The following is a 12,131-nucleotide window of genomic DNA, read 5'->3' as shown; positions in this document are numbered from 1 at the left end:
GTCCGCGCCGGTCGCCAGCCCGCCCGTGGCGACCAGCGGCACGGCCACGGCGGCGGACACCTTGCGCAGCAACGGGATCAGGCCCGTGTGGTCGATGCCATCGTTGCGGAAGCTCCCCCGGTGGGCGCCGGCCTCCTGGCCCTGCACGACCAGCCCGTCCGCGCCGGCCCCGACGGCCTCGCGGGCCTCGTCGGCGGACGTGACCGTCACGTACACCTCGGAGCCGTGCCGCTTCACCTCGGCGATCTCCTCGCGCGCCGGGCAGCCGAAGGTGAAGCTGACGACCGGCACGTTCACCTCGGACAGCAGCGCCAGCTTGGCGGCCCAGTCGTCGTCGCCACCCGCCGGGTTGCCGAGCGCGACGCCGTACCGGTCCGCCTCGCCTGCCAGTTCGGCCGCGTACGCCGCCACCAGCGAGTCGTCCACGGTGGATCGCTCCGGCACGAACACGTTGAGCCCGAACGGCTCGTCCGTCAGCGCCCTGGTCCGCGCGACCTGGTCCCGCACGGCGGCCGCGGTCAGGTAACCGGCGGCGAGGAACCCAAGACCGCCCGCGTTCGACACGGCCGCCGCCAGCTCGGGTGTCGACCCGCCACCGGCCATCGGCGCCTGCACGACCGGGTGGTCGAGCCCGTCGAGGATCGTCATCGCGTCCCCTCCCCTGGGAAGTCCTGGTCGAGCAGAACCAGCAGCGGCGCGGCCTTCACGACCGTCTCCGCCACCTCGTCGTCCGGTGTGGACAACGCGATGATCGCACCGCCGACGCCGTAGGACACCCGGTCGGCGCCGGCCACGAGCGTGCGGATGACCATGGCGAGGTCGGCGGCGCCGGACAGCGAGAAGTAGCCGAGCGCGCCGGAGTACACGCCGCGCGGGCCTGCCTCGAGCCGGTCGATGATCTCCATCGTGCGCAGTTTCGGCGCGCCGGTCATGGAGCCGCCGGGGAACGCGGCACGAACCGCGTCGACGGCGCCGCGGCCGGGGGCGAGCGTGGCGCGGACCGTGCTGACCAGCTGGTGCGCGGTCGGGTGCGTCTCGACGGCGAACAGCCGCTCGACGGTCACGCCGTCGAGGGTGGCGACGCTGCCGAGGTCGTTGCGCACGAGGTCGACGATCATCAGGTTCTCGGCGCGGTCCTTGGCGGCGGCACCCAGCTCCAGCCGCAGCGCCGCGTCCTGTGTCCGCGTGGCGCCGCGCGGGCGGGTGCCCTTGATCGGCTCGGACTCCGCGACACCGTCCGGCCCGACCTTCAGGAAACGTTCCGGCGACACCGACAGCACGCTCAGCTCGCCGAACCGCAGCAGCGCGCCGAACGGCTCCGGGTTGGCGCGGCGCAGGCGCCGGTAGGCGGGCCACGGGTCGAGCTTGCCGTCGGCGGTGAGCTGGTTGGTGAGGCACACCTCGTAGGTCTCGCCCGCGACGATCTCGCGCTGGCACGCGGCGATCAGGTCGAGGTAGTGGGCGCGGTCATGGCGTGCGCTGAGCGGCCCCAGTTCCGAGGTCTGGTCGAGTTGTCCACAGCAGGGTGAGTTGTCCACAGCCAGGCCCTGACCCCCCGGTTCTGTCACCCCCGGCCGGTAGACTGGCAAGGCGGGACGCCCCCGGGACAGGGTGGGGGTTGCGTTGGGGGGCTCGGCGCTGAGCGCGGCGAGGGTTCTTTCTGTTTCGTCCAGCCAGTGGTCCTCGGTCAGGGACAGCAGGTGGACGTCGCCTTCCCGGTGGTCGAACACGATCGCGCGGTCGGCGAAGATCATCGCCGCGTCCGGGTGTTGCGACTGGTGCGCGGCCCCGGCGCCGCACTCGGCCTTCAGCTCGTAGCCGAGATAGCCGACCCAGCCGAGCGCGAAGTCGAACGGGAGGTCGGGCGGGGTAACCGGCTGTCGCGCGAGGTCGGCGGCCAGCCAGTCAAGGAAACCGCTGTGGGTGACCTCGTCCGGGTGGTCGGCGTGGCGGATCGTGACCGTGCCGGCGGTGACGTCGGCGGTGACGACCCTCGCCCTCGGCCCGCTCGCGTCGCCGAGGACCGAGAACCGGCCGCCGGAGGTGCCTCCGTCGGCGCTGTCGAGCCAGAAGGCGTAGTCGGCGCGGGCATAGAGGGTGTCGAACACGGTCTCCGCGCTCGCCGCGGTGTGCACGCGCCGGTGCCGGATCGCGGGCGCTGGTGCGCGGGTGCGGACCGTGACCGCCTGCCGTTCCCTCGGCTGCCGCAGGAAGTTGGCGATCAGCCGGTGACCGTGCTCGGTGCGGATCGACTCGGGGTGGAACTGGACGCCCCACTGCGGCCGCTCGCGGTGGCGTACCGCCATCAGCACGCCGTCGTCGCTGGTGGCCACGGGTTCGAGCACGTCGGGCAGGCTCGTGGCCACCAGCGAGTGGTAGCGGACCGCGGTGAACGGCGTCGGCAGCCCGGCGAACAGGCCGGTGCCGTCGTGGTGGATGGCCGACGTCTCGCCGTGGCGGACGCGTGGGGCCGGGCCGATCTCGCCGCCGTGCACGTGGCAGATGCCCTGGTGACCGAGGCACACCCCGAGCAGCGGCAGGTCCGTGGTGCGGATGATGTCACCGCAGATGCCGAAGTCGGCCGGTTTCTCCGGACGGCCGGGGCCGGGCGACACGATCACGTGGGTGAACGCGCCGAGGTCGACGCGCTCGTCGTTGCGCACCACGGTCGGGGCCACGCCGGTCACCGCGCCAACCTGGTGACACAGGTTGTAGGTGAACGAGTCGTAGTTGTCGATGATCAGCGTGCGCATGGCCACCTCGGAGCCTTGCCGATGGGCGGTGCCGTGCGCAAGGCGTCGTCCATCACTGGACAAGAGCCACTACCGGCGCTCAGTCACCACGAGTCCCAGCGGCGAGGAACACGGGGATGGCGACGAAGAGGCGGCCGAGGGTGGCCCGTTCGACCTGGTCGTCGAGCCACGGCCCCTCGGCCATGCCGGCCAGCATCGGGAGCACCAGGTCGTCGGTGAACACGGCGATGTGCGCCTCGACGGTGACCTCGGTGAACCCGTTGTCCAGCAGTAGGTTCCGGTACTGGCGGGCGGCCCTCGGGCTGGGCATGGCGTCGGCGCGGGCGTGGACGAGCGCACGGGTCAGTGCGGGGTCGGCGGAGTCGATGACGATCGCGTCCCAGTCCTGGCCGGTGAGCACGGCACGGCCGCCGGGCCGCAGCACACGCCTGGCCTCGCCGAGCGCCACGGCGGGATCGCCGAGGACGTGAAGGACCTTGTCGGCGCGGTAGCCGGTGACGGACGCGTCGTCGAGCGGCAGCGCGGTCGCGTCGCCGACGTGGAACTCGCAGGCGGACCATCGCCGCCGTGCGACCTCGATCATCTCCGGATCGAGGTCGACACCGATGGCCTTCCTGCCGAGCCCGGCGAGTTCCCAGACCGCGCGCCCACTGCCGCACCCGACGTCGACGACGGTGTCGCCGAGCTCGCGGTAGGACCGGGTGCGCAGGTCAGTGGCCTGTGGCAGCTCGTCGAAGGCGTCGAGCAGATTCAGCAGTGTGGACATGCCACCCATGCTGCGACTTAATGTCGACATGAAGTCAATCGGCGATGTGGCGGCCCGCTTCGGGCTGCCAGCACACGTCCTGCGGCACTGGGAGTCGGAGGGCCTGCTCGCCCCGGCACGCGACGGTTACCGCCGCCGGTACTCGGACGCGGACCTGTACCGCGTGGCGTCGATCCTGCTGGCGAAGGAGGCGGGCCTCGGGCTGGCGGACATCCGGTCGATACTGGTGGCCGGGACGGCGGCGACCCGGCACGAGGTCATGGCCCGCCACAGCGCCGCGCTGCGCGAGCGGATCACCCGCGCGCAGGCCGCGCTCGTGATGCTCGAAGGCGGCCAGACGTGCGAACACGACGACCTGATGGCGTGCGAGAACTTCCGGGGACTTCTCCGGGACGTGCCCGGCTGCGTGGACCTGCCACCGCCCTGCCCCCGCCGCGATCCTGAGACCTGATCGGCTGATTCCGGGAATTTCCCGTAACACGGCCGGGCCACGCCGCGACCTCACATGGGAAATCGCCGGATGACCATTAGCGGAGCTGATACAGGTTGACCACCACGCCCCCGAAAACGAAGATCATGCCGATTGTCATCGGCATTGTGGCCGTGCTGGTCGTGATCGGACTCTTCACCAACAACGACGACGAACCGGCGAACACGCCGTCGGCGACGCCCACGACCGGCGTGGATCTCGACACGCCACCGGACACCACGGAAGCACCCGCACCGGTTGCGCCACAGGTAGGCACGGCCATCCAGGCCGTCGTGCCGGACGTCGTGGGCATGAACCACCAGCTCGCTCAGGACACCCTGCAGGCGAACGGTTTCTACGTCCTCGTCGAAGAGGACGCCACCGGCCAGGGACGGCAGCTGGTGTGGGACCGGAACTGGGAAGTCGTCTCGCAGTCGGTCGCGGGCGGCACCGCGGCGCCCATCGACACCACCATCACGCTGCGTTCGAAGAAAATCGACGAATGACCTCTAGTGTCCCGCGCCGCCTTCTTTTCGACGGGTTCGGCGCCAGGCGCATTTCGATGAGGCTGTTCGCGGTGCCGAGAATGGTGTCGCGGGCCGGGCGCATGGACCAATCCAGTTCGCGACGAGCCTTGTCGGCGGTGACCAGCTCCAGGCGCCCAGGAAGTCCAGGGCCTGCCGAACCGAAGGGTCGGCGATGGCGACGAGCCGCAGCAGCCACGTCGGCATCGAACCCGTCGGCACGCGGTAGCCGCATGGGTTGAACTCCTCCGCCAGCACGACCACGATCTCCCGCATCCACAGGCGGTCGCCGGCCAGGATGTACCGGTTGCCCGGCGCGATCGGCGACTCCATCGCGAGCCGGTGCGCCACCGCCACGTCCCGCACGTCCACCAGGGTGAACCCGATCTTCGGCGCCCCCGGCACGTCCCGGACCAGCAGCCGCCGCACCACGTCCACGGACGTGTTCACTCCCGGCCCGGCCGGCGGCCCCAGCACCATTCCGGGTTCAGCGCGACCAGTTCCAGGCCCGACTCCCGCGCGAAGTCCCACGCGGCCTTCTCGGCGAGGGTCTTGCTCTTCGCGTACGCCGGGCTGTGGTCCACGTCGGACCAGTCGGCCTCGGTCCGCACCGTGTCGTCGCGGTACCAGGAGACGATCGCGGCGATCGACGACGTCAGCACCACCCGCTTCACACCCGCGCCGCCCGCCGCCCGCAGCACCCGCAGGGTCCCGTCGACCGCGGGCCGCACCAGTTCATCGTCCGACTTCGGCACGCCGACGGGGAACGCCGACGGGGAACGGCGACGCCACGTGCATCACGTAGTCGCAGCCCGCCACGGCACCGACCCCGACCGCGGTGCTGACCGCGCTCATCGAGGAGTACGTGCTGTTCGCGGGCCGCGACGCGGCCTACTTCCAGCTGATGTTCCGTCAGGAGCTGAAGAAGTCCCACAAGAGCCAGCAGGGCGAGGAAGCAGGCGAGAACGCGTTCGCGGTCCTGGACGACACGGTCGAAGCACGCATCGCCGCCGGCACGATGAAGCCGGTCGAAGAACGTGCTGGCACTGACGCTGTGGAGCCTGGTCCATGGCCTGGCATCACTGTGGCTGGACGGCCACCTGGCCCACCACACAACAACCCGGAGGAACTGACCCGACAGGTGGCACACCTGGTCACCACGTTCACAGCACGCGAAGAACCCCATAGACAGAAACAACAACCACACCCAAGGAACAGAAGCCCGACCCAACCCCCGCAGCAACAGTCCAATGTGGACAAGTCAAGGCCGACGACAGGCGGCAACCGGGCCAAACCCGGCCAACCCGAAAACGGCCACCCAAAAACCGGCCACCCAAAAACCGGCCACCCGAAACCGGCCACCCGAAAACCGGCCTAAGGCCGGACGCCCCCAAGCTGGGTCAGCAACCAACCGCACCGTGGGGGGCATGGGGGGCTCGGCCCCCCAATACAATGGCGAAACACAAAAAGGCGAGCGCTCTCCGCGAGCACTCGCCTCCGATGTGTGGAGGCTAGGGGACCTTACTCGAACACAAAAGACCAGGTCAGAGCCCTGGAAGAGCTTCGTGAGAAGCTTCCCAGCCTCGATACACCCGAGCCGCCGTCGATCAAGCGGGACCTCCCCGGCCGCGCCCGGCAACTCGACGCCGAGCAAGTCGAGCAGCTGATCGCCGACTACCGATCCGGCACGACGGTGTACGAACTCGGCGACCGGTTCGGCATCGAACGGCGAACGGTCAGCAACATCCTCCATCGGCACGGCGTGCAGATGCGCCGCCGCAGCCTCTCTCCCGAGCAGGTCGACGACGCCATCCACCTCTACAACCTCGGCTGGTCCCTCGCGCGAGTCGGCGACCACCTCGGGGTCAACCACACCACCGTGCTGAACAAGCTGCGCGAACGCGGCATCCCCACGCGAGACAGCCACGGACGTCCGCGCGTCGAAGCAGGTGATGCTCGATGACACGGCGTACAGCTATGTCGACTCGATCAGGTTCGGACGGGGCCGCTGTGGTCCAGGCGGTCACCGTGATCATGGGCGTCGTCGTCGGCCTCACCTTCATGTTCGGCTTCGGCAACGTCCTCAACCTCGCCCTCCGGCTCGGAGTCCCGGTCTGGGTCGCGCCACTTGTCGCACCCGCGGTCGATCTGTCGATTCTTGGCCTGCTGCTAGGTACCCGGCATCTGGCGCTTGCTGGCGCGTCGGCGGACATACTGCGGCCTGCTCGTCGACTCCTGATCTTCGCGAGCGTGGTCACGTTGGCGTTGAACGTGGCCGACCCGGTAGTGGCAGGTGAGTATGGAAAGGCAGCCTTCGACGCCGTCGGGCCGCTCCTCTTGATCGGTTGGGCTGAAGTGGGCCCGAGCTTCTTGCAGGCGATCGGTGAATGCAAGTCTTCCGGGGTCACGCACGGTGCGGTTGCTGAAGAGCAGTCGGAGGTGCCAGTCCGGGAGAAGCCGGAGACCGGCCCGGCGGGCAGCGAGACGAAGTTGAACGAAGCAGCCGGCCAGGGCAAGCCCCACTTGACGCGGCAAAAGCGTTCGCCGGAGAAGCTCTTGGAGTTGGCGCGGGAAGCGGACGCTGCGCATCGTGCCGCGCACCAAAAGCCGATTTCGGCAGACACGCTTCGTGTTCAGTTGAGCGTAGGTGCGACTCAGGCGCGGTGGCTGGTCAAGGCCGTGCGCTCCGAGTTTCAAGCACGGATCGAGGGCGATCAGCGGCTGAGCCGCGTGCCGCAAGACGCAGAACGGGACGATCCTGTTGCTGCCTGATGTACCGCACCGCCGGGATCCGTGAACGCGTCGCCCCAATCAACGGGCCCGACTTTGGCCATGGTTGGCTGGTTCTCGGGTTTGGTAGGGCTGTGAGCTGAGGTTGCGTCGGGTGACACGCACTAAGCGGGCTCGTTCTATCGTGTCCGGTCGCGGCGCCTTCGTCGACGTAGAGATGACGCTCCTTGCTGTCAATGTGAGCTGCCATGTAGCGGATCCGCGCAGGCTCGCCGCGGTGTCGCCAGGCTCGGAGTCATCGATCAAGCGCACAGCAGTGCAGGGAGTGACCTACGGCGCTCCCTGCACTGCTGAACTGATCGTCAGCGCCAGCGAGTGCACGTCCAGGCGTCGCTCGAGTACTGCTTGACGCATGCCCGGAACTTGAGGGGCTTGCCAGCCATCTTGGTGTAGCGCCGGTAGTCGTTGGAACTGATCTCGGTGTAGTTCGGCCCGTTCTTCACGGAGAGCATGAAGGGCCACGAGGCAGCCCTTTGGATACGTGCCCAGCCCGCGCGGCACTTCTTCGAGTAGCGAAGTTCCACCTTCGGGCCTCCGCCACCCGGACGCGTGTTGGCGATGGTCTTGGCGTCCTTCTCGCACCCCATGGTCTGTGGGTTCTTGCCCGTGCACGACTTGCCCTTGCATTTCACTGCAGCGGCCGTTGCCTGCGGCGTTGACGCCGCAAATCTAGTCGTGGCCGGACTCGCCTGGGCGGACGCCGTCGTGAGTGGCAAGAGTATCGCAAGTACGAGCCCACCGATGAGGGCGAGTATACCTTTTCGCATTTTGATTTCTCCGATAGATAGTGAATTTCCGGGAGGTGCGGCCCTCAATACCGAGGGCCGCCTCCCGTCTGTCACCAGTAGCCGTTGTACACAAGATATGCGCTGGCCATCCAGCCAGTGCCGCCGTTGCCGAGGTGGACTTGCGTCCACCAGCGCTTGTTGAAGTAGTCGACACACGGCCCGTGAACGTGCTGACCGCGGTCCTTGTACTTGATGACATGCGCGTTCGGGTCGGGCGCACGGCGAACAGCCACGTTGTTGCCGTTGACCGTGTAGTGGCAGCTCGCTTGGACAGTCGTCTTGCTGCTGACCGGCAGTTCAGATGCTTGGGCCGTGCCACCCGTAATGGGCAACATGAGCGCGAGCATCCCCACGGCCGCCGCAGTGATCCGTGTAGTCCACTGCATGGAACTGTTCCTTTCTCTTGAGGGTGCGAACTGAGATCGAAGACTGGGTTGATGAGTCTGAACTCGGTCCCAGTTCGCATCGATCGCCACCAGGATTCACAACACGACTGTCGGCGTCGAGAAACTTGGAAAGCTTGAAGAATCTGGAGACTGACGAGAGAGAATGCGGCACGTTCTAGGCATCTTGGGTTCACTGGGCGCTGCGTATGTTCACGTCAAGATCGAGTGGCGCGCCTGCGCTGGTGTCGGTAAGGTGTCTCCGTCTCTGACGGTTCGCAGTTCGTGTAGCGCCATCCGGGCGGGTTGGAGCGACAGGTGGCAGTACGAGATGATGACCAAGCTGAAACCTTCGGGTCATTTTGGGATGCCTTAAGAAAACAGGCGTTGTGTCGTGACTTGAATGGAACCGGCTGGTACGAGAAGGCCAAAGAGCTTGCGCATAAGGCTGGAAAGTCGTTCATATCTTCCTCGACATTTGACAACTGGATCAATAACAGGCGCAAGGGTAAGAACTATTGGCCTTGGGATGGCGACGTCCAGTTTATCGTCAAGGCGGCTGTGGGGACGGATGAGAAGGACTGGAAGCCGTGGGAGGAGAGATGGAAGGCTATACCTCAGCCTCGTCGTGGGCGTAAAAAGGCCGCGCAAGGCGAATCTAAAAGTTCGCCTGGTCTAGGTAAGTGGTTGACGCGAGCAGCCATCATTATCGGACTTATAGCAGCCCTGAGCACTATCTACGTCAACTTTTTTCGGGATTCCAGTGAGAGCGAGAGCGGTCGCAGCGCCGGAGGAACGCACGCAACCACGAGTTCACCTGCCTCGCCTTCAGGCCGGGAGTCGGGGTGTCGAGGGCAGGATTGCGCGGGTAAGGACCCGAAAGACCTTGAGTGCGACAAGGACGAAGACGTGATCTTCAGTGAGGCACTCGCCGAGTCATATCAAGGGGTAATCATTAGGGTCAAGCGCAGCGAGGCGTGCCAGGCGATATGGGGCAAGATGACCGGTGGGACAGTAGGTGACATGATTGAGATCTTTGGCGGTGGTGGAGCGCAAAGAGATACCGTGATCCAGTACGATGATAAGTACACGCCGATGTTGCCTATCTCCGATGGAATGCGCGCGAGGGTCTGCGTGAGTCGGAAGAATGAGGAGCGCCACTGCTCCAAGCTTGTTCCTGTAGAAGCTTCTAATTGATACGGTCTTCTCCAGGGAATGATCGTGTCTTTTCAGGCACCGTCATCTCAGGCCAGAGCGGCACTAGTCGCTCTGGCCTGACGGCTAACTCGACGGCATCCGTCACGACCGCGCGGCAGCCCCACGCCGTCTCGATGCCCTTCAGTACACGCGGCTGTAACCGAACTCCCCGCATGGTCACCGCCCCCACGGGATGCTGCGCAGTTCGTCAATCAAGGTCCTGAGCCTGTCGCGGGCTGGCTTGCCGAGCGGTCTGGTGTTGCCCCGGGCGTCCGGGCCGCCGCTGAACACGACGGTTCCGACGTACAGCTGAAACGGCAGGTCGAACCGGGTTGCGATGTAGGAGGCCAGCTGGTTGACGCGCACCTGGGGTTTCAAAGGCTCCCTCGTCGTCGACCCACATGTCGATCTCCGGGGACAGCGCCACCACGTCGACCGTGGTGCAGCCGATCTGGTCGTACAGTGCCTCGAGGATGCTCCGAGCAGTGACCAGACCACTGGTGTTCGCGATGACGAGGTAGTCCCGCACTTCGCCGGCCGGGGTGACGACCAGGAGGCCGACCGGTGTGTCAGGCATCAGACACCTCGCTCGGCTCGTCGACGAGCGCGATCCAGCTGGTCCCTGCGCATGCCAGCCAACTGTCGCCGACCCGCAGCACGTCACCGACCGACAACGACCGTAGGCCCGCTGCTCGGTAGGCTTTCGCCACGTTGCGATAGGCGGGCATGACGAATCCGAGCGGCGCGTTGAATGCTTGGAAGGCCTCGTCTGCCAGCCGAAATAGAGCGCTTTTGGTCGGAGGCTCGTAGCTAAAGACTCGCCTCAGTGGTTGGCCGTGCTCGTAGCCAAGGAAATGGTCAGGATGTTCGTTGAAATAGACGATGACTTCCATGGTGGATTTTCTCCAATGTGATCAATTTCGCGAGAAGACGATCTCGCGACGGCCCATTGGGGAGCGGATTCGCAAATTTGGGAGGAGATATGTAACGGATGTCATCCGACGGGATGGCATTCGTGACGCTTGCGCGAAAGCTATGGGGTAGGAGCTGTTGTAAGCGTGATACTGAACGCATACACTCAGTTTTAGCAGGGGTCTGTCTCAAGGAGGAACGCGTGTCGAATGAGGACAAAGGCCAGAACGAACCTGGCGGCCAAGACGATAATGAGGAGGAAGGCAAACAGAGAATACGGAAACCTGGCCTCCGTCTGTGGATAAGGTGGGTCAAGAGTCCACTGCTGCTGCCGAGACCTCACTTTCCTATATCGGCCCAACCGACCTGTGCTCTGACTCGCAGTCTGGAGCGATGCCCTCAGATGATGAACTTGCAGCGATGCAACCCCAAGCAGAAGAACGCGCAGATAGTACCGAGACTCAAGATCCGCCCGACGATCCAGGAAGGTATCCGGTCGCGGATCCTCCTTTTCTAAAATTTCCGCCACCTTCACCGTGAAGGGGTGTGCCGGTCTCCTCTCGAGAAGCGCTGTAGTTTAGGACGCAATGTCCTCACGTTAGTTGAGTCGTTGTATTCTTGCTGAGACTCCAATATAACCTCGTTATATAACTAGCGCGAGAGTACCAGATCCCTTCCGCCGGGCCAAAGAGACGCGTCGCGACCCGTGCATCCGGGTCGATGTCGGCGGCAAACGCCTGTCACTCACGGTTACAACGCTGGGGGCGCATTCGTCGCGAACCAGCATTGCTGGTCGTCAGCAGTCCGAGCAGCGTGAAGTTCACAGCCAAAAATGTAGGTGACATTCTTTAGATACTTTCACCTTGCACAGTTGCGGCAACCGGAAGGCCGTTTGCGTAAGGATCCGCAGCTTGCCATTTCAAAAGGTAGTTGTATGCCTTGACCATCGTTGGAATCTCGTTCGCGAGGTCGCCCAGACACTTCGCCACTGCGACATAGATCAGACGCAGATGCTGCGCTATGTCGATCAACAATAGATTCTCTGTGTCTTCTTTGAGGTCCTTCGCTACCAACCACGCTCCGCGGGGGTTCGGATGACCACCCCATGTGCAGTGTGCGGCGTAGTCTGTGCGCGTGAAGCCCCCAGCTTCACGCAGTTTCACCGGAGAGAAGTGCTTTCGAAGCTCCTTATCGCTGGCCTCTAACCATTGCACAATTCTTGCCTGGTCCTCTGCGAAATATGCGCACAGATGGTGATGTTCAACTAGTTGCCGAGTGAGCGCGGCACCGGCGTACCACATCCCTTCGTGATACAGCGAAAGTGCGCCGAGTGCCGTATTTCCGGCCATCTGACATATTAGGGAAAGTCCAAGCGTTTGCTTGCGGCCGGATGCTTCCGCATCAACGCGGAGCCTCTCGCCGGTAGCTGTTCAGCTGGTTGGTGGCCGTTGTGAGCCTGGGGGCGGCGTTTGAGATGATCTTGGCGTGTCTGGTGCGGAGGAGTTGTCACGTGAGGAGTTGCTCGCGCTGGTTTCCGCTCAGGCCAGGA

At 65.2% G+C, this 12,131-nt stretch carries 16 protein-coding genes and 1 pseudogene; 6 read left to right on the top strand and 11 right to left on the bottom strand.

Annotation, left to right across the window (positions count from 1 at the left end; all coding sequences use genetic code 11):
* From WBA97_RS03455 to WBA97_RS03445, 3 genes are all read right to left on the bottom strand, one after another.
* Positions 1–648, bottom strand: a 648-nt coding sequence (locus WBA97_RS03455; RefSeq protein WP_424229187.1) for a nitronate monooxygenase, incomplete at its 3' end; no start/stop codon positions are given.
* On the bottom strand, positions 645–2,753 hold the full coding sequence (locus WBA97_RS03450; RefSeq protein ID WP_424229186.1) for a chorismate-binding protein: 2,109 nt from the start codon (positions 2,751–2,753) through the stop codon (positions 645–647). The genes WBA97_RS03455 and WBA97_RS03450, both read right to left, overlap by 4 nt.
* 79 nt (positions 2,754–2,832) lie before the next feature.
* Positions 2,833–3,519, bottom strand: coding sequence for a methyltransferase domain-containing protein (locus WBA97_RS03445; RefSeq protein WP_424229185.1), 687 nt, complete (start codon positions 3,517–3,519; stop codon positions 2,833–2,835).
* Between the two features lie 28 nt (positions 3,520–3,547).
* Here WBA97_RS03445 and WBA97_RS03440 point away from each other — a divergent pair, with 28 nt between their 5' ends.
* Both WBA97_RS03440 and WBA97_RS03435 read left to right on the top strand, forming a co-directional pair.
* On the top strand, positions 3,548–3,970 hold the full coding sequence (locus tag WBA97_RS03440) for a MerR family transcriptional regulator (protein WP_424229184.1): 423 nt from the start codon (positions 3,548–3,550) through the stop codon (positions 3,968–3,970).
* Positions 3,971–4,095: 125 nt separating this feature from the next.
* On the top strand, positions 4,096–4,494 hold the full coding sequence (locus tag WBA97_RS03435; RefSeq protein WP_424229183.1) for a PASTA domain-containing protein: 399 nt from the start codon (positions 4,096–4,098) through the stop codon (positions 4,492–4,494).
* 3 nt (positions 4,495–4,497) lie between these two features.
* Here WBA97_RS03435 and WBA97_RS03430 read toward each other — a convergent pair whose 3' ends face one another.
* The gene (locus WBA97_RS03430) at positions 4,498–4,950 is read right to left on the bottom strand and encodes a hypothetical protein (protein ID WP_424229182.1); all 453 of its coding nucleotides are present in this window, start codon (positions 4,948–4,950) and stop codon (positions 4,498–4,500) included.
* Positions 4,951–4,958: 8 nt separating this feature from the next.
* Complete coding sequence (locus WBA97_RS03425; RefSeq protein ID WP_424229181.1) at positions 4,959–5,267, bottom strand: NAD-dependent epimerase/dehydratase family protein; 309 nt, start codon at positions 5,265–5,267, stop codon at positions 4,959–4,961.
* An 83-nt stretch (positions 5,268–5,350) separates the two neighbouring features.
* On the opposite strand from WBA97_RS03425, the gene WBA97_RS03420 reads away from it, so the two are divergent.
* From WBA97_RS03420 to WBA97_RS03410, 3 genes are all read left to right on the top strand, one after another.
* The gene (locus WBA97_RS03420; protein ID WP_424229180.1) at positions 5,351–5,890 is read left to right on the top strand and encodes a hypothetical protein; all 540 of its coding nucleotides are present in this window, start codon (positions 5,351–5,353) and stop codon (positions 5,888–5,890) included.
* Between the two features lie 126 nt (positions 5,891–6,016).
* Positions 6,017–6,475 (top strand): hypothetical protein, encoded by a 459-nt coding sequence (locus tag WBA97_RS03415; RefSeq protein ID WP_424229179.1) that lies wholly within the window; start codon positions 6,017–6,019, stop codon positions 6,473–6,475.
* 14 nt (positions 6,476–6,489) lie between these two features.
* Positions 6,490–7,284 carry a hypothetical protein gene (locus WBA97_RS03410; RefSeq protein ID WP_424229178.1) on the top strand — a complete coding sequence of 265 codons (795 nt, stop codon included), beginning with the start codon at positions 6,490–6,492 and terminating at the stop codon, positions 7,282–7,284.
* Positions 7,285–7,604: 320 nt separating this feature from the next.
* Here WBA97_RS03410 and WBA97_RS03405 read toward each other — a convergent pair whose 3' ends face one another.
* From WBA97_RS03405 to WBA97_RS03395, 3 genes and pseudogenes are all read right to left on the bottom strand, one after another.
* Complete coding sequence (locus WBA97_RS03405) at positions 7,605–7,745, bottom strand: hypothetical protein (protein ID WP_424229188.1); 141 nt, start codon at positions 7,743–7,745, stop codon at positions 7,605–7,607.
* Positions 7,746–7,775: 30 nt separating this feature from the next.
* A pseudogene (locus WBA97_RS03400) lies at positions 7,776–8,069 on the bottom strand (DUF2690 domain-containing protein); the annotation flags it as partial.
* Between the two features lie 71 nt (positions 8,070–8,140).
* On the bottom strand, positions 8,141–8,443 hold the full coding sequence (locus WBA97_RS03395; protein WP_424229177.1) for a hypothetical protein: 303 nt from the start codon (positions 8,441–8,443) through the stop codon (positions 8,141–8,143).
* Between the two features lie 348 nt (positions 8,444–8,791).
* Between WBA97_RS03395 and WBA97_RS03390 the strand changes: the two genes are divergently transcribed.
* Positions 8,792–9,670: a DUF2690 domain-containing protein gene (locus WBA97_RS03390; protein ID WP_424229176.1), complete on the top strand. Its 879-nt coding sequence runs from the start codon at positions 8,792–8,794 to the stop codon at positions 9,668–9,670.
* A 208-nt stretch (positions 9,671–9,878) separates the two neighbouring features.
* On the opposite strand, the gene WBA97_RS03385 is transcribed toward WBA97_RS03390, so the two are convergent.
* From WBA97_RS03385 to WBA97_RS03375, 3 genes are all read right to left on the bottom strand, one after another.
* Complete coding sequence (locus tag WBA97_RS03385; RefSeq protein WP_424229175.1) at positions 9,879–10,247, bottom strand: hypothetical protein; 369 nt, start codon at positions 10,245–10,247, stop codon at positions 9,879–9,881.
* Entirely contained in the window at positions 10,240–10,563 is a 324-nt protein-coding gene (locus WBA97_RS03380; protein WP_424229174.1) for a hypothetical protein, read from the bottom strand. Before WBA97_RS03380 ends, WBA97_RS03385 begins: the two co-directional genes overlap by 8 nt.
* Positions 10,564–11,430: 867 nt before the next feature.
* Positions 11,431–11,931 carry a hypothetical protein gene (locus tag WBA97_RS03375; RefSeq protein ID WP_424229173.1) on the bottom strand — a complete coding sequence of 167 codons (501 nt, stop codon included), beginning with the start codon at positions 11,929–11,931 and terminating at the stop codon, positions 11,431–11,433.
* Between the last annotated feature and the right edge of the window lie 200 nt (positions 11,932–12,131).

Origin of the sequence: Actinophytocola sp., from assembly GCF_049647105.1 — a bacterium.
Classification (GTDB): Bacteria; Actinomycetota; Actinomycetes; order Mycobacteriales; family Pseudonocardiaceae; genus Actinophytocola.
This window is presented reverse-complemented; position numbering and strand designations above follow the sequence as displayed.